This is a genomic window from Gracilimonas mengyeensis (assembly GCF_900182705.1).
In the GTDB taxonomy this organism is placed as follows: Bacteria; Bacteroidota; Rhodothermia; order Balneolales; family Balneolaceae; genus Gracilimonas; species Gracilimonas mengyeensis.
Map to the genome: position 1 here is coordinate 1 of NZ_FXTP01000002.1, position 17,032 is coordinate 17,032.

A 17,032-nucleotide genomic window follows, 5' to 3' on the forward strand; every position below is an offset into this window, starting at 1 on the left:
CAGCGCCGATGGTACTGCTTACGCGGTAGAGTAGGTCGTCGCCTCCTTCCTTTTTGTACCCCACAAGCCCCGGATCAACATCCGGGGCTTTTTTTGTTTTCTCAAAGAATTACAAAATTCCCTTTTAGGAATGTTTATATTATAATTCTGTGTTATAAAAGTGATCTAATAACCTATCAATGCTATGAATTTGGATTTTCAAAGTTTTTTGAAGCAGTACAAACAAAAGCTCCATGAAGTATTTACTGCCAGTAGTGAGGCAGATGAAAATACATTGGTTAGAGGAATAGAGGATTCTACTCTTAACGAAATCATGGATATTTCTCCTTTAAGCGCTTTTATACCTGAAGAGTACGGAGGCTTTGGAGCTCATACCCCTGAAGCGCTGGCTATGCTGGAAGCAAGTTCTTATGAATCACTTCCACTCTCGTTAATGATGGGGATTAATGGGGCCCTTTTTCTGCAACCAGTTGCTAACTACGGTGAAGAATCCGTTAAGAAGGAGATTTTTGGACGTGTAATTAAAAAAAATAAGTTGGGCGGATTAATGATTACCGAGCCCGACTATGGATCTGATGCCCTGAGGATGCAAACATCCTATGAAAAAGATGGTGACACTTACAAAATTGAAGGAGTTAAGCACTGGGGCGGGCTAACAGGAATGGCCGATTACTGGTTGATTACCGCCCGTGGTATGAATGAAAAAGGGGATCTTGAACGAGATATTTCATTTTTCATCCATGACAGCCGTAATGGTGGTATTGAAGTAGAAGAATATTACAATAACCTGGGCCTGTATATGCTGCCTTATGGTAAAAATCGTATCAATATTGAAGTAGATAAATCCCATAAACTTGAGCCTGAGTCTACAGGGGTAACCATGATGCTGGATCTTTTACACCGAAGCCGGTTGCAGTTTCCTGGGATGGGTATTGGTTTTTTGAGAAGAATGATGGATGAAGCCGTAACCCACTGTAAACAGAGATTTGTAGGCGGCCAAAGTTTATTTAACTACGACCAAGTGAAACACCGTTTGTCTGAAATTCAGGCATATTTCACCATTTGTTCTGCCATGTGTAATTTTACCGGCAGTAAAGTACCGCTTGATAAAAACACTTCCCGCATGGATATCGAAGCGAATGCTATTAAATCGGTAGTGACCGATTTTATGCAAAAAGCTTCTCAGTCCTTACTACAGCTTACAGGTGCTATGGGCTACCGTTTGGACCACATAGCTGGGCGATCGGTGGTAGATAGTCGGCCATTTCAGATTTTTGAAGGATCCAACGATATCTTATATCAACAGATTACTGAATCTGTATTGAAGAAAATGAGACGTTTAAAAAGTAAAAATCTTAAAGAGTTTTTAAGCGAGTTTACACTTACCAAGAGATCTTCCGAATACTTCAAAGACACCTTCAATTTTGAAGTTGATCCCAAAATGCCACAGAGAAAATTGGTTGATCTCGGTAAAGTATTGGGACGTATGATTTCCATGGAATTTACCCTAAGCCTTCAAGATCAGGGATTCAACAAAGAACTTGTACAGAATGCCCTTAAAACCATGGAGGACGAGATTTCTTCTATTATGGCAAATTATATGCATGGCGGGGATGCCGATGTTGTTGAAGATTACGAAAGAGAAAGTAATTGGTACAAATTTGCTTTAATGGATGCCTGATACGAAAATTGTTGTCATAACCGGGGCCGGAGTCAGCGCAGAAAGTGGCCTTGCCACATTCAGAGATGCAGGAGGATTGTGGGAAGGCTATGACATCAATGAAGTAGCTTCCATTGAAGGATGGAGGAAAGATCCCGAAAACGTCCTCAGTTTTTACAATTTACGAAGGAAGCAGGCAGCCAAGGCAGAACCCAATGAAGCACATCTGGCATTAGCTGAACTTGAAGATCACTATGACGTTTCTATTGTAACGCAAAACGTAGATGATCTGCATGAAAGAGCTGGCTCAAATCAAGTGCTACACCTCCATGGAGAACTCAAAAAAGTTAGAAGCATTAATGATCCTTCCCTGATCAAGGATATAGGATCAGATGCTATCGAAATGGGGGATGTGGCTGAAGATGGTGGGCAGTTGCGTCCCCATGTAGTATGGTTTGGGGAAATGGTGCCTATGATAGAACCGGCAGCTGAAGAAGTTTCCACCGCAGATATTCTGATCGTAATAGGAACTTCTTTGGTAGTATACCCTGCTGCAGGATTAATTGATTATGCCCGTCCCAACATCCCCAAATACATTGTAGACCCATCAGATCCTCAGCTTTATGATCGGGAAGATTGGCATCACTATAAAGAAAATGCAGGAACGGGCGTTAGGAAATTAGCAGACAAACTTATAAAAGAGAAAACCAACAATGGCGAATAAGAAAGCAAGCGAAGAAGAAAAAGGCGTATTAGAACAGTTTATGATCCCTTTTTATCATGTTTCTAAAAGGGTGCCACTATTTCCCGGTAAAAATAATACGAGCTCAGAGGCAGGACTTTTTGGTATTGAAGAAGAAGAGCTTAAAAGCTACAGGGAGCATTTTGAACAGAACGCCAAAGAAGCTGCTTTAGAAGTACTGAAAGATGATGAAGTAGTAGATAGTTTAGATCGGCTGCCGTTGGATGGTGAAGAGACTATTGTAGCTTTTGGTGATTCCATTACTGAAGATGCACAGGGCTGGTTTACCATTCTTAAGCATGTGCTTGAAATATCGATTGAAAAAGCTGATTTCAATTTCATCAATGCCGGCGTTTCTTATAATACGTCTTCGGAGGCTTTACGGCGAATAGACCGGGATGTATTGGTAAATGAGCCGGATTGGGTGATTGTTGCTCTTGGTACTTTTGATGCCCTAAGGCTAAATATCGCTCCAGACCGCACACTGCTTCCCCTTTCTGAAACATGGGAGAATATTGAGACCATTCAATCCGTACTGGAAAGCCGTGTTGACAATCCTCTTATATGGATTACACCTGCTCCCGTAATAACCGATATGCTTGATGAGAACCTTCTCTATGACTTTACCATCCAACCCAGAGATTTAAGCCAGGTGCAAGAGTTGGTAGCCGGTAAACAAGGGGCTATTGTGGATGGGCAAGCTAAACGAATGGGAGATGATAAACCTCAAGCCTGGAATTACCTGCCAGATGGTCTGCATCATTCCCTATCCGGACATATGGAAACCGTTAAGGCTATTATTAAAAAACTGGCTGAGCCTAAAAACTAACTTTCAGGTTAACAAGATTTACTGCAGGACTGATTTTATTTTGAATGGAGCCTGCATTTAACTGAAAAGTTTGAGTTAGCGTTGGTGAAATAAAACCAACGCTTTTCTTTTCATCAAAGTTAACGGCCAAAAGTCCATTTGCTGAGTTTGGCGAAGCTTGATTATAAGCCTGCCCTACAACGGTGCGTTCTGAAAGTAGAAAAGCATCAAATAAGCCAAAGCCAAACCCAGCCCAAGCTCCTACGGAGGAACCATATTGAAGGCCATCTAACAAAGGTTCATTCGCTACCAACATTACGGAAGTCACGACCAGTGCTCCAGCCGCAGCTCCATAAAAAGTGTCCAGCAAGACGATGATGCTCGTATTGGTACCATCGTTGAACATTCCGGAAACCAAAAGATCAGAACCTTCGGTAGAGCTGAGATCGTAAACACCAACTCCCATCCCATATAAAGTACCAAGTCCCAATCCTACCCGTAGTGGGCCAAAATCAGAATCATTGGTCAATCCCATCGTAGCTCCACCCAGCAAAGTTCCATTTACCGATCCATTCAAGGTATTGCCGGCCAGAATTTCAATAGTTTGACCAGAGGCATACTTCGGTAAAACGGTTAGTGCAGCGAGAAGAATCACAAAAACTAAGTTTTTACGGAACATATAGATATAGGTGTAATTTATTTTTGATCAAGTTAGCAAATAATGATGCTCAATACCATAGAGTTAATCAGGGTCGTTTAGAGCAACAGGCAGTATTTTACCATTATAAAATTGATGAGCGTCCAAAACAAAATCCGCTATGTAGCTACCCATTTGTTCAGGAGAAACCGGAGCCTCAAAGCCAGGAAAAGCATTTTCCAACATCTCAGTTTGCACAGCTCCTATGGCCAGGCAGTTAATGGATATTTTTTCTTCTGCAAATTCGGCACTCAAAACTTCTGTGAGTCCTGCTATTGCTGCTTTGGCTGCTCCATAAGCAGTGAGCCCTCCAAACTTCAAGCTGCCCTGATAACCGGACATACTGGAGATATTTAAGATGTGGCTGCCCTCTTTTAGTTTGGGTTTTAGTGCTTTAATCAGGCGTACGGCCGCATAAAGGTTTACATCCATGAGATGTTGCCAGGTTGAAAGGTCGGTTTCCATGAAAGGTCCACGATGTACAGCCCCGGCATTATTTACAAGCCCATGAATCTGGTCGTAATCTTCAGCTGCATTTGCTATACGTTTAATGCCTGCCACTTCAGTTAGGTCTGCCACTACAGGAATGATTTTGCCTTTTTTTGCAGCTTTGGCAAGCTCATTAAGCTTATCTTTACTGCGGGCGGTGGCAATTACGTGATGTCCGTCGTTAGCTAATTTCAGGGCCGTTTGATAGCCAATCCCCCGACTTGCGCCTGATATTAATAGTGTTTTATTCATAGGAAGTTAACAGAGTCTTTTTATGATTTAATGGCTAAACAATTGTAAATGTAAATAGTTCACAGAACTTACCACATGCTTGGAAAAAGCGCTTTTTTAGTGGTAAATTTGATGCTGTCAGTAATCAATAATCAAGTTAGTAGTTAATGAGTGAAAAAACTGGTAAACCATTAGTACCCAGTAATATAGAAAATTTGAAGCCGTATGTGGCCGGTAAAACCATTGCAGAGGTTGTCGATCAATACAAGCCGGAAAAAATTGCAAAGCTTGCCTCAAATGAAAATCGGGTTGGTTGCAGCCCCAAAGTAAAAGCTGCCATTGATGAAGCTTTTGGCAGTATACAGGACTATCCGGATCCTATTGCCCGAAAATTAAGAGCTGCTATTGCTGAACGCAATAATGTAGATCCCGAACAAGTGTTGTTGGCATCGGGTTCTGAGAGTATCATTTCTATTTTATGCCGCACCTTCTTTTTGAACCGTGAAAACGTCATTACCGCTGATGCCACTTTCGTTGGTTTTTTTGTTCAGATTGGCGTGTGTGGTGTGCATTTGAAACGAATTCCATTAACACCGGATTATCGCTATGACGTAAAAGCCATAGCCAGCGCTATGGACGAGAACACCAAGATGGTGTACATTGCGAACCCGAATAATCCTACCGGCACCTACATCAACAAAGATGAATTTGAATGGCTTATGAAGCAGGTGCCAAGTGATACGCTGGTGGTAATGGATGAGGCTTATTATGAATATGCCACTAAAGTGGAAGACTATCCGGCTACGCTGGACTACGACTACGATAATGTGATCACCTTACGCACTTTCTCAAAAGCATATGGGCTGGCGGGCTTTAGAGTAGGATACGCCATTGCTCATCCCCGGCTTATTAAAAATATGATGAAGACAAAGCTCACCTTTGAGCCTTCAACATTGGCTCAGGCGGGAGCATTGGCTGCGTTTAACGATCGTGAGTTCCTGGCTAAAGGCATTGAGGTGGTAGAGAAAAGTAAAGAACGCCTCTATCGATTTTTTGACGAACACAATGTTGAATACGTGAAGTCAGTTTCCAATTCTGTAATGATGATTTTGCCTAGTGAAGAAGAAGCTGCGGATTTCACCCAAAAGATGTTGGAGAAAGGCGTGATTCTACGCAGGATCAATGCTTTTGGGCTTCCAAATTGTATTCGTATAACCGTAGGTTTGCCGGAAGAAATGGATCATTTTGAGAATACTTTTAAAGAGATTACCGCTTCTGTCGTCTGACATCACAGATAGATTCTGTTGGTACGAACATCAAAAAAAGAAATTTAAACTAAGCAGTAAATAGTTTTTATGGCCAAAAAGAAAAAGGCATCAAGTGCTAAGGATAAGGCGCCTAAAGTGGATTGGAAAAAAGTAGCGCATCTTATGCTTACTTCGAGGGCGATGGATGAAAAAGAAGAAAATGAATTGGTACCCAATAAGGACGTACTGTATCAATTTTCGGCCCGTGGACATGAATTGGGACAGATATTGTTAGGCAGCCGCTTGAACAATAAACACGATGCAGCCAGTGCCTATTACCGATCGCGTCCGTTACTCTTAAGTCTAGGACTGTCAGAAGAGGATGCAATGGCCGCTCCAATGGGTAAGTCAGGTGGTTATAGTGATGGCCGGGATATCGGTGTGGTTTGTAATAAGCCCGATAGCGACGCTCCCAAGGTTTTACCCATGGCCGGTGACGTAGGTTCCCAATATACCCCGGCTATCGGATGGGCACAGGGTATTGAGTATCGCCGAAATGTGTTGGGTGAAAAGGAATATGAAAAAGCGATCTCAGTAATTTTAGGTGGGGATGGCTCGGTAGCTACTAACGGTTTTTGGTCGGCCTTAACCATTGCTACTACCCAAAATTTGCCGGTGCTGTTTTATATTGAAGATAATGGTTATGGAATATCGGTAACCAGCGAATACCAAACGCCGGGCGGGATCATCAGCAATAATCTCCGTTCCTTCAAAAACCTGAAGATCTATGATGGCGATGGAACTGATCCTGTGGAAGCCTCGGAATTATTGGATGAATCGGTGAATTATGTCCGGGACCGCAAAGGACCGGCCCTGATTCGTTTGACGGTTCCCCGTTTGAATGGTCACTCTTACCAGGATAATCAGGCTTATAAAGACGAAGAATTGCTCAAAAAAGAGCAGGAAAAAGATCCGCTAAAAAAATTGAAAGCTTTCATGGTGCCGGATCATATTACGGAAAGAACCTGGAAGAACTGGGAAAAGAAAGCCAAAGAGACGATAGAGGAAGCGACCGAAGCAGCCTTGCAGCGTGATGAACCCGATGCTTCAAAAACCGAGAAATTTGCTTTTGCAGAAGATGAGGTGCAAACCATTGGCGGCTTGGCACCGGAAGGTCATGAATTTCCAAAAGGCTCAGAGAAGCCCAAGCCGGAGAAACAACGCATCAACATCGTAGAAGCTATCCGGCGAACGCTACGGCATGAGCTGGATACCAATCCAAAACTCATGGTTTTTGGGGAAGATGTAGGAATGAAGGGGGGCGTGCATGCAGCCACTATGGACCTGCAATCTCAGTTCGGGGAGGACCGGGTGTTTGACACCAGTCTTTCCGAAGAAGGGATTATTGGTCGTGCTGTCGGGCTGGCGTATTCCGGTTTGATGCCGGTTGCTGAAATACAGTTTCGTAAGTATGCCGATCCTGCTACAGAACAACTAAATAATTGCGGTACCACCCGCTGGAGAACCGCCAACAGGTTTGCTGCTCCCATTGTCGTGCGGATGCCGGGCGGCCATGCCAAGTGTGGAGATCCATGGCACAGTATGAGCAACGAAGTGTTTTTTACCCATGCTATCGGTTGGCAGCTGGCTATGCCCAGCAATGCTGAAGATGCGGTGGGTTTACTTCGATCTGCCATGCGAAGTAACAACCCTACCATCTTTTTTGAACACCGGAATCTGCTGGATGCGAAATATGCCCGGAAACCGTACCCGGGAGATGAGTTTGTAGTCCCATTCGGTAAAGCCCGGAAACTTCATGAAGGCGATGATCTGACAATAGTAACCTGGGGCGCCATGTGTGAGCGTTGCGAAGAAGCCGTAGATGAGACAGGTGTTTCGGCAGATATTTTGGATTTAAGAACACTGATGCCCTGGGATAAAGAGGCTGTTTTGGAGTCAATCCAACGAACAAACCGCTGTATCATCGTTCATGAAGATAACCGTACTGCCGGCTTCGGAGCCGAAATAGCGGCAGTGCTTGTGCGCGAGGCATTTACCTATCTTGATGCCCCTGTAGAGCGCCTGACTATGCCTGATATTCCTGTTCCTTATAACGTTGGCCTTATGGAGTCGGTACTGCCAACCAAGGCTAAAATAGCAGATGCCATCAATGAACTAATGAGCTTTTAAGCAGCATTTAAATTGTTACATGAGGTTTTTTTAATATTGCGATTATAGAGATTACACAGAGGAATCTATACTTTGGAGCTTCCTTGAAATTGATTTTTATAGTTTGAGATTAGGAACCAAAATAATAATTGGCTTTATCTGTATAAGCCTTTTGCTTGCCTTAATTGGTTTTATAACAAACCGGTTTACTTCTGACATCCGGGAAGAGCAAATGCGATATGTGAATGAAGCCTCTGAAGTTGTCATTTACACAGGGCAGATGGAGAGAAATCTCTTTCAAAGCCTCAATTTTCTAAACGGCATCCGTGAAGGACTGGAAGCCAATGTTGAGAATACTACTTTTCAGGAATTACCCGCTGTATCTGAGCAAACCAAAAACTTTCAGCAAGAGCTTGTACATTTTGAGGAATCATTTGCAGCGTTAAAAGCGCTGCTAAATGAAAACGAAGAACTGCCGGAAGATCTGACTGAACTGTTAAAGAGCTATCAGGTATATAAATCTATAAGCCGGGAATGGTTGCAGCTGGGGACTGAAAATTTTGAGCAGGCCAATGTAATGTTCATTAATTCCATTGAGCCCTATTTCAGGAATAACATCATTCCGGAAATCACAGACCTTAGAAGTTATGTGTTGAATATTCAGGATCGCAGAAACCGATCGCTGGAAAATTCATTAGATAGAGCGGCTTTGGCTAATTTTCTGGCCACCCTTTTCTCTGTTCTCTTTGCCATCGCTCTTGCGGTATACATTTACCGTTCTATCGCCAATCCGCTTTCAAAGTTAAGCTTGGCGGCTAAAAAACTGGGGCAGGGAAATCTTAATGAGCGCATTGAATATCGCTCAAAAGATGAAATTGGAGAGTTGGCAGATGCTTTCAATTCTATGGCAGAGGGATTGCAGAATAAAACGGTTTCCATCACATATGTAGATAATATCATAGAATCTATTCATGAAGCCCTTTTTGTAACCGACAACGACGGTATTTTGAAACGGGTTAATTCTGCCGCTGCACGGCTTACAGGTTATTTACCGGAAGAGATGATTGGAAAGCCAGCTAAAAAGTTTTATGAGTTAGATAAACGGAATAAACCTGATGATGAGGAAGCTGAAGAGTCGGGAACTTCGTACGAATATGCCCTAAAGAAGAAAGATAATACCAGTATACCGGTATTGTTTTCCGAGGCGCGGCTTAGAGACAGCCAGGGGGAGATGGTAGGTATGGTCTCCGTAGCCAGTGATATTTCTGAGCGTATTGAGCGCGAAAAAGAAATTCGCGAAAGCCTGAAAGAAAAAGAGGTGATGCTGGCAGAGATTCATCACCGGGTAAAAAATAACCTGGCCGTAGTTTCCGGATTATTACAATTACAGAGCTTCAATGCCGAAGATAAAGAAGTACTCAAAGCCCTTACCGACAGCCAAACCAGGATTCAATCAATAGCATTGGTGCATGAAATGCTTTATGAGAGTGAATCACTGGCCTATATCAAATACAATAAATACGTCAACGATCTGCTACAGGCTATCCAAAGTATGCACCTCAACAGTTCTAATAATATTGACCTTGTAGCCGATGTAGACCCTATTTCCCTCTCAATCAACCAGGCTATACCCTGTTCATTGCTTATTAATGAACTGGTAGTAAATGCTTTTAAGCATGCTTTTGATGAAGGAAAGGAAGGGAAGATTTTTATTGATGTGAAAAAGAAAGAGAATAAAATAAGGGTTGCCATACGGGATAACGGTATTGGGATTGATTCCACACGGTTTGAAGAGGCAACCAGCCTGGGAGCCACCCTGATAAAGACACTGTCACGTCAGCTAAAAGCTAAGTTTCAGGTAATAGATAGAAAAGAAAATCAAGGCAGTGAATTTTTTATTGAATTTGTTCATGATCAATAAAAAGTTATTGTTCCCGGCATATTTTTTAGGTATCAGGTAACAAAAAGGATAAACTCTTCGTACTTACTTCTGGTGCTTTAATTTTTAAAAAATAACAGGGCTACTTTTTTACGTTGATTGATAAACGCTCCTACATATTACTAACCATCGGTTTGGCGGGTATTCTGTGTTTTTTTGTCCTTCGCCCCCATATTGATTTTTTTGCGTCTGCACCTATTGCTGAAAGTAAAGCAACGGTAGAAGAGCGTATTCAGGACTTGGCACCGGGACTTGGTTTCTCAACCGATTCACTGGCCGTTGTTTCTATGCGTAAACAACACCAGAGTTTTTTCCAGGAGATATCCGGCAAGAAAAAGGAAGAACTAAGCATTGCCGATTTGAATAAACGGGGCGTACAACTTCATAGCTGGGAAAGCATTATTGGCGAGGCAGCTGGAAGTGAAGGCTATTATGCGACTACCGAACAGGTATTTGAATCTTCAGGTAGATTACGGCTGCTTACCGCAAACAACGGTCGTATTATCCGCATGGAAGCACACCCCGAACAACCCAATCCTACCTTTATTCAGGGCGACTCTTTACTTACAATCGCAGAGTATGTGGTACAGCATTTATTTAATTACGAACTGGACAACTACCGACTGAGCGAGCAGGATTTTTCGGATTCTACGGACCTGTCAAACTTAACGGATGGTCAAAGTTCCTATCAGTCATTGGGTGAAGAGGATGAGATAGAGTCTTTAAATATTATTTGGCGTAAAATTGCCTCGGCCGACAGTTCTGCTCCTGATGAAATTGCACTAAGTCTGAATCCGGTAGTAAGGGAAATTGATGACCAGGATGGTTTTAGGACAGAATTTGGATTCAGCATAGAATCATTTGTTGCTAAAGACGATGTAGAGCCGGTAGACCTTGTTACAACCAGTGCCGGGCTGGAAGGCGAAAACATTGTATTTGTTACCCTGATGTTTGGGTCTGTATTTGTACTGTTCACCTTTATCATCATAGTAGGGGTGCGGAATATTTTTAAAGGAAAAGTAGAGTGGCGCCGGGCATTATTTATTTTGATTGCAACAGCCCTGGGTTTATACGGCTGGCGCACCCTCTTTTTTATTGATGCCTTTCAGCCCTTTTTGAGCAATCCGGGAATTTTTATCACCCATATCAATAATTTAGTATTTGCAATTATAGGGGGACTTTATGCCTCACTTGCCTACATCTGTTGGGAAGCACTGGCGCGAACACAAAAGCAAAGCCAGCTGGATGTAATCGATGCCTTATGGCAACGCAAATTCTTTTTAAGTGAGGCAGGGGCTGCTATCATAAATGGTCTGGCTTTCGGAGGGATCGCTATCGGCATCGTAACTTCTCTGGTCTTTTTTATGGATCAGATATTGATACAAACCGACAGTCAGTTTGGTTTTACCGAACCTTCCATCACTTTTAAGTTATTTAGTATCAACTTGAATGCATGGACTACCACCTGGCTGGTAACCATAGCCCAGATTGGTTTTGTCTATTCCATCCTGAAGCATTGGATAAAGAAAGAATGGGTAGTGGGAATAGCAGCTATAGTTTTTTCAGGGATATTTATGACGGTGCTGGGACGTCTTATTGGTACCACCGGAAGCATCTATCAGGATATGCTTATTTATACCGGTATAGCCGTGGTATTTGTGTATGCCATTCGCGAGTTCGGCTTGTTGAGCGTGATATCAGGTTTTTGGCTGTTTACTGTGTTTTTCATGGTATTGCCCTATTGGAATTCTCCTTCACTGGATGTGGCCTATGTAGGTTGGGGACAAATTATAGTTGTATTTGCGATCGTGGTTTATGCCGTAGCAGCTTATCGTTATGGTACAACCGTTTCGGAAGTGGGGGATTATATACCAGAGTATGAGGAGCGCATTGCACAGCACCTGCGGGTAGAAAAGGAGATTGAGATCGCCCGTGAAAGCCAGTATAAGTTAATGCCGTTGCAACCTCCTAAAGCCGATGGTATCGATGTGTATGGGTTTTTCCTGCCTTCTTTTGAAGTGGGGGGCGATTATTTTGATTATTTGGTGACCAACGATGAAAACGGTACGCCTAAAGCTTTGACGATGGCTGTGGTGGATGTATCAGGCAAGGCCATGCGTGCTGCAATGCCGGCAGTTTTTACCAGCGGTTTGTTACTGTCCAGGATGAAGCACGATTGCCCCGATGAAGTATTGACGGAGATTTCAGAACCTATTTTCCTTCGCACGGATAAACGAACATTTATAACCTGTGTGCTGGCCCGGTATGAGCTGGACAGCATGAAAATGAGTATTGCCAATGCCGGTCATTGTAGGCCTATCCTGAAAAGAAACGGTATAGCTGAATACATTCATACCCCCGAACCTGCCTATCCCTTAGGCATTAAACAAGGCGTGAAGTACAAAACCGAAGAAATAGTACTTAAAAAAGGAGATTTCTTCCTGTTGTATTCTGATGGTTTACCTGAAGCGGTAAACGAAAAAGGAGAACGTTATGGTTTTGACCAGGTACCTCGTCTTATTGAATCTATAGACACCGACAACCTGACTGCAAATGAGATAGCTCAGGAAATTAAAAGAACGGTTCAAAAGTTCAGTAACTATCAATTGGCTGATGATACCACTATCATATGCCTGAAGGTTTAAGCAAAACTTTATTTTAAAAACAAGAGCACTGTAACGCTGCCATCCCAAAACACCATATTTTATGGTTGTAGATTGGCAGTACTATGGTGTTTCCCTCTCACAAAAAAGTAAATTAACGAATTAATATGGCTCAAGATCAAAATTTTGATTTTAATGTACCGCCTCAATTCGAGAAGATTACAAAAAATATCCGGGTGATTGTTATCGGATTGATTGTGCTGCTCGTTGGTTTTTCTACCTTTTTCACGGTAGATCCGGAAGAAGTTGGTGTAGTAGTGCGGTTAGGAAAATATGTTGAAACGGTTGAACCAGGGCTGAATTACAAAATACCCCTGATCGATCAGGTAGAAAAAGTACCTGTTGAACGGCAACTGAAACAAGAGTTTGGCTATCGTACCGTAAGTGCGGGCGTTGAATCTCAGTACCGAAAAGCAGGGTATGAAGATGAATCCTTAATGCTGACTGGAGATTTAAACCTGGCAGATGTAGAGTGGGTGGTTCAATACCGTATCTTTGATCCTTACAGTTATTTGTTCAAAGTCCGTAATGCTGAATCTACCCTCTCTGATATATCTGAGGCAGCAATGCGACAGGTTGTTGGAGATCGAACGGTGAATGAGGTACTAACCGTAGGACGTGCTGAAGTTTCCATTCGGGCACAGGAACTCATCCAAGACTTGGTGACCGAATATGAACTTGGCATTACCATTGAGCAGGTTGTGCTGCAGGATATCAACCCGCCAAACCCGGTAAAACCTTCCTTTAACGCGGTGAATGAGGCTCAGCAGGAACGAGAAACCCTGATTAACCAGGCCAAAGCGGATTATAACCGGGTTATTCCGCGTGCCCGTGGACAGGCTGAAGAAACCATTCAGAGAGCCGAAGGTTATGCCTCTGAGCGCGTCAATAACGCTGAGGGTGAGGTTTCTCGATTTAATGATTTATATGCAGAGTATATAAAAGCGCCGGAAGTAACAAAGCGACGAATATTTTTAGAAACTATGGAAGAAGTTATCCCAAAAATGGGTAAAAAAATCATTACAGATCAGAACGGAAATAACGTATTGCCCCTGTTGCAAATGCAGTTAGAAGGTGCACAGCGTTCAGGTTCAACCCAAAACAATAACGGAGGCAACTAATGAAACAGGCAAAAGGAATTATTGCAGCCGTTGTTGGAGTAGTCATTTTACTAACGGCCCTCGACGGATTTTATATAGTACATGAAACAGAGCAAGTTATAATCACCCAGTTTGGTGATCCGGTAGGGGATGCGGTGGTTGAACCAGGCTTAAAGTTTAAGATCCCCTTTGTCCAAAAAGCCAATTTTTTTGATAAGCGTTACTTGGAATGGGATGGCGACCGTAATCAAATACCAACGCGTGATAAGAAGTTTATTTTTGTGGATTCATATGCCAGATGGCAGATAACCGATCCATTACAGTTTTATCAACGTTTGGGTAGCGAACGTGGTGCCCAATCGCGACTGGATGATATCCTGGATGGTGAAACCCGTAATGCCATTGCTGCACACGACCTGTTGGAGATTGTACGCTCCAGTAACCGTGAGCCGGATACTACCGGTGCATTGATGCTGGAAGTAGTGGAAGACTCGCTGGAAGACATTAACACCGGCAGGCAGCGAATTCAGGAAGACATTCAGAATTTAGGAAATCAACGAGCATCTGACCTCGGTATCGCCATTCTTGATTTTCGTATCAAACGCGTGAATTATGTGGAAGACGTACGCCGCACCGTTTACGACCGGATGATCTCAGAACGTAATCGCATCGCCGATGAATTCCGTTCGGAAGGTCAGGGTGAAGCCTCTCGTATTAATGGTGAGAAGGAGCGGGATCTTGCCCGTATTCAATCCGAAGCTTTCCGGGAAGCTGAGATTATCCGTGGAGAAGCCGATGCCCAGGCTGCAGCCATTTATAATTCTGCATACAACCGAAATGCCCAGGCACGAGAACTGTATTCTTTTATACGTTCAATGAACGCATACAGTAAAACCCTGGACAAGGAAACCAATATCATCCTGTCAACCGATAGTGACTTTTTCCGTTATCTAAATCGGATAGATTGATCAGGGTTTGAAAAGCATAAATTGTGTGAGGCGGGCCAGATGGTCCGCCTTTTTTTATGTGAACAGGTTTTGAGTGAAAGCTAATGCACGCTTTCCTTGTCACTTAAAAGGTAATACAGTTTTACGATCCTGATTTCCTGGTAGGATACCTGTTGGTCCGTGGCTTCATAAACAGGCCGCAATACGGATGTACCAAGTTCTTCGAAAGCTTTTTGAACTTCTTTGAATTGGCTGTTTTTTAAAGAAGAAGTTTCCCGGATACGATCAGCGGGGAGTTTGTATCCGGCCTGCACATATTTGGTGAGATTAGAAATTACTGTTGATTCTTTAACCCCGAAAGTATCAGCAATTTCATTGACAGACCTGCCTTCTTTAAACAAGCTGGCTACCTGGAAAGGTCGGCTATTTTTGCTCAATGTTTTCTTTTTGGGATAAGCCATTTTTCCGGCGTTTTTGGCGCGTTCTTTTAGTCCATGATGTTTGCAATATTCATGTATCACCCCTAAAAAATCTTCGCCGTAAGAATTGTGCTTTTTGTTGCCTACCCCGTGGATGCTCAACAATGCCTGGCTGGATTGCGGATAATAATAAGCCATCTCAATCAGGGTGGTATCTTCAAAAATTATGTAAGGAGGCAGCGAGTATTTTCGGGCTAGTTCCGTACGTTTTTCCCTGAGCAGCTGGAACAACTCCCGGTCATAATCCAGTGCTTCGATATCAGTTTTTGAAGTCTTAATAGTTTTTTTCTTGTCAGGCTCCTTAATCACTCCAAACACTTCTTTATTTCCCTTAAGGATGTCCACCGCTTTCGGAGCAAGCTTCAGGCTTTTGTGTTCTATATCCCGCACAATGATATCTTGCTTCATAAGCTCACGGTACAACTGTTTCCACTCCTTTCGGCTGAACTCTTTTCCAATGCCGTAGGTCGAAAGTTTATCGTGGTGATTATACAGGATGTCTTTTCGCCGGGAACCCACTAAAATGTCTTTGATGTGATGAAAGCCAAAACGCTGATCCGTACGCACCATGGTAGAGAGAAATTTTTGAGCCGGTATGGTGATATCGACCTGCTCGGGTGCTTCGCCGGTACAGATATCGCACATACCACAGTTTTCTTCCTCGAAAGTTTCCCCAAAATAATCCAGCAGCTTAATTCGCCGGCACTTGTGCGTTTCCACGAAATTCATCAGCTGCTGCAGGTGCTGCTCGGCAACCTTTTGTTCTTCCAGTGGTTTTTGATCAATGAAATAGCGGATTTTGTTGGCATCGCTGTAACTGAACAAAAACAGGCAATGCGATTGCAAGCCATCCCGTCCCGCACGGCCAATTTGCTGATAATACGACTCGATGTTTTTAGGCATATCATAATGAATCACAAAGCGTACATCGGGTTTGTCAATTCCCATTCCGAAGGCAATAGTGGCCACGATGATGTCTGTTTCATCCCGGATAAAAGCTTCCTGATTTTCCATGCGCTCAGTCTCCGAAAGTCCGGCGTGATAGGGAAGGGCCGAAAAGCCGTTGGCCGTCAAATCCTCTGCCAGTTCGTTTACTTGCCGGCGAGAAAAACAATAGATAATGCCGGACTGATCCTCATGTTTTTGCAAAAACCGGATAGTCTGATCCAGCGGACTGTTTTTATTAACAATGTCCAAATACAAGTTCTTGCGATCAAAGCTGGCTACGTAGATATTGGCTTCACGCAGGCCCAGAGAGTCCGCTATATCCTGCTGAACCCGCGGAGTGGCCGTAGCGGTTAAGCCGAGATACACCGCATCGGTAAAGCGGTTTTTGACCTCCGACAATTGCCGGTACTCCGGCCTGAAATCGTGCCCCCATTCCGAAATACAATGGGCTTCATCAATGGCGAAGCAATCAACTTGCAGCCCGGATAGTAAATGCAGGATATTGCGCTTTAAAAGAGTTTCGGGGGCCAGGTACAGCAAATCAAGCTGGTTGCGACGGATGTCATCCAGAGTGGATTGATAGTCTTCCGGACTAAGAGAACTGTTGAGATAAGAAGCGGAGATTCCATAAGCCGTTAACTTATCCACCTGATCTTTCATTAGCGAGATCAGGGGAGATACGACGATAGTGAGGCCGTCAAATAGGAGCGCAGGGATTTGGTAGCATAGTGATTTACCTCCGCCGGTGGGCATGATGGCCAGGGTGTCTTTTTTAGCGAGGATGCTTTCGATAATGTCCTGCTGCAGCGGCCGAAATTGCTTAAAGCCAAAGACTTGATGCAATACTTGTTCCGCTTGCTGAATATCGGGCATAGAAAGAGAGGGATTTTTGGTGGATTTCATAAGCTTTTCT

12 protein-coding genes are annotated in these 17,032 nt (G+C 43.4%); 9 read left to right on the top strand and 3 right to left on the bottom strand.

What is annotated here, in order from left to right:
* Nucleotides 1-184 precede the first annotated feature (184 nt).
* The 3 genes from FN815_RS02470 to FN815_RS02480 are packed head-to-tail and all read left to right on the top strand — an operon-like array spanning nucleotide 185 to nucleotide 3,231.
* Nucleotides 185-1,681: an acyl-CoA dehydrogenase family protein gene (locus tag FN815_RS02470; RefSeq protein WP_185957145.1), complete on the top strand. Its 1,497-nt coding sequence runs from the start codon at nucleotides 185-187 to the stop codon at nucleotides 1,679-1,681.
* Nucleotides 1,674-2,384 (top strand): SIR2 family NAD-dependent protein deacylase, encoded by a 711-nt coding sequence (locus FN815_RS02475; RefSeq protein ID WP_142453029.1) that lies wholly within the window; start codon nucleotides 1,674-1,676, stop codon nucleotides 2,382-2,384. Before FN815_RS02470 ends, FN815_RS02475 begins: the two co-directional genes overlap by 8 nt.
* On the top strand, nucleotides 2,374-3,231 hold the full coding sequence (locus tag FN815_RS02480; RefSeq protein ID WP_142453030.1) for an SGNH/GDSL hydrolase family protein: 858 nt from the start codon (nucleotides 2,374-2,376) through the stop codon (nucleotides 3,229-3,231). The genes FN815_RS02475 and FN815_RS02480 overlap by 11 nt, the downstream gene beginning before the upstream one ends.
* On the opposite strand, the gene FN815_RS02485 is transcribed toward FN815_RS02480, so the two are convergent.
* Both FN815_RS02485 and FN815_RS02490 read right to left on the bottom strand, forming a co-directional pair.
* Complete coding sequence (locus FN815_RS02485; protein WP_142453031.1) at nucleotides 3,221-3,889, bottom strand: hypothetical protein; 669 nt, start codon at nucleotides 3,887-3,889, stop codon at nucleotides 3,221-3,223. The two genes, FN815_RS02480 and FN815_RS02485, sit on opposite strands and share 11 nt — an antisense overlap.
* A 63-nt stretch (nucleotides 3,890-3,952) precedes the next feature.
* Complete coding sequence (locus FN815_RS02490) at nucleotides 3,953-4,648, bottom strand: SDR family NAD(P)-dependent oxidoreductase (protein ID WP_142453032.1); 696 nt, start codon at nucleotides 4,646-4,648, stop codon at nucleotides 3,953-3,955.
* 146 nt (nucleotides 4,649-4,794) lie between these two features.
* Here FN815_RS02490 and hisC point away from each other — a divergent pair, with 146 nt between their 5' ends.
* The 6 genes from hisC (at nucleotide 4,795) to hflC (ending at nucleotide 14,713) form a co-directional block, all read left to right on the top strand.
* Complete coding sequence (hisC, locus tag FN815_RS02495) at nucleotides 4,795-5,913, top strand: histidinol-phosphate transaminase (RefSeq protein ID WP_142453033.1); 1,119 nt, start codon at nucleotides 4,795-4,797, stop codon at nucleotides 5,911-5,913.
* A gap of 69 nt (nucleotides 5,914-5,982) precedes the next feature.
* Nucleotides 5,983-8,064 (top strand): transketolase C-terminal domain-containing protein, encoded by a 2,082-nt coding sequence (locus tag FN815_RS02500; protein ID WP_142453034.1) that lies wholly within the window; start codon nucleotides 5,983-5,985, stop codon nucleotides 8,062-8,064.
* A 151-nt stretch (nucleotides 8,065-8,215) separates the two neighbouring features.
* Nucleotides 8,216-9,964: a sensor histidine kinase gene (locus FN815_RS02505; protein ID WP_142453035.1), complete on the top strand. Its 1,749-nt coding sequence runs from the start codon at nucleotides 8,216-8,218 to the stop codon at nucleotides 9,962-9,964.
* A 113-nt stretch (nucleotides 9,965-10,077) separates the two neighbouring features.
* On the top strand, nucleotides 10,078-12,627 hold the full coding sequence (locus FN815_RS02510) for a PP2C family protein-serine/threonine phosphatase (protein ID WP_246075123.1): 2,550 nt from the start codon (nucleotides 10,078-10,080) through the stop codon (nucleotides 12,625-12,627).
* A 125-nt stretch (nucleotides 12,628-12,752) separates the two neighbouring features.
* Complete coding sequence (hflK, locus tag FN815_RS02515) at nucleotides 12,753-13,766, top strand: FtsH protease activity modulator HflK (RefSeq protein WP_142453036.1); 1,014 nt, start codon at nucleotides 12,753-12,755, stop codon at nucleotides 13,764-13,766.
* Nucleotides 13,766-14,713 carry a protease modulator HflC gene (gene hflC, locus FN815_RS02520; protein WP_142453037.1) on the top strand — a complete coding sequence of 316 codons (948 nt, stop codon included), beginning with the start codon at nucleotides 13,766-13,768 and terminating at the stop codon, nucleotides 14,711-14,713. The genes hflK and hflC overlap by 1 nt, the downstream gene beginning before the upstream one ends.
* An 80-nt stretch (nucleotides 14,714-14,793) precedes the next feature.
* Here the strand turns inward: hflC and recQ are convergent, their stop codons facing one another.
* Nucleotides 14,794-17,022 carry a DNA helicase RecQ gene (gene recQ, locus FN815_RS02525; protein ID WP_142453038.1) on the bottom strand — a complete coding sequence of 743 codons (2,229 nt, stop codon included), beginning with the start codon at nucleotides 17,020-17,022 and terminating at the stop codon, nucleotides 14,794-14,796.
* Nucleotides 17,023-17,032 lie beyond the last annotated feature (10 nt).

Coding starts and splice junctions, on each gene's coding strand:
- FN815_RS02490 (WP_142453032.1), bottom strand. CDS start 4,648: ATGAATAAAACACTATTAATATCAGGCGCAAGTCGGGGGATTGGCTAT.
- FN815_RS02470 (WP_185957145.1), top strand. CDS start 185: ATGAATTTGGATTTTCAAAGTTTTTTGAAGCAGTACAAACAAAAGCTC.
- hisC (WP_142453033.1), top strand. CDS start 4,795: ATGAGTGAAAAAACTGGTAAACCATTAGTACCCAGTAATATAGAAAAT.
- FN815_RS02475 (WP_142453029.1), top strand. CDS start 1,674: ATGCCTGATACGAAAATTGTTGTCATAACCGGGGCCGGAGTCAGCGCA.
- hflK (WP_142453036.1), top strand. CDS start 12,753: ATGGCTCAAGATCAAAATTTTGATTTTAATGTACCGCCTCAATTCGAG.
- recQ (WP_142453038.1), bottom strand. CDS start 17,022: ATGAAATCCACCAAAAATCCCTCTCTTTCTATGCCCGATATTCAGCAA.
- hflC (WP_142453037.1), top strand. CDS start 13,766: ATGAAACAGGCAAAAGGAATTATTGCAGCCGTTGTTGGAGTAGTCATT.
- FN815_RS02485 (WP_142453031.1), bottom strand. CDS start 3,889: ATGTTCCGTAAAAACTTAGTTTTTGTGATTCTTCTCGCTGCACTAACC.
- FN815_RS02500 (WP_142453034.1), top strand. CDS start 5,983: ATGGCCAAAAAGAAAAAGGCATCAAGTGCTAAGGATAAGGCGCCTAAA.
- FN815_RS02480 (WP_142453030.1), top strand. CDS start 2,374: ATGGCGAATAAGAAAGCAAGCGAAGAAGAAAAAGGCGTATTAGAACAG.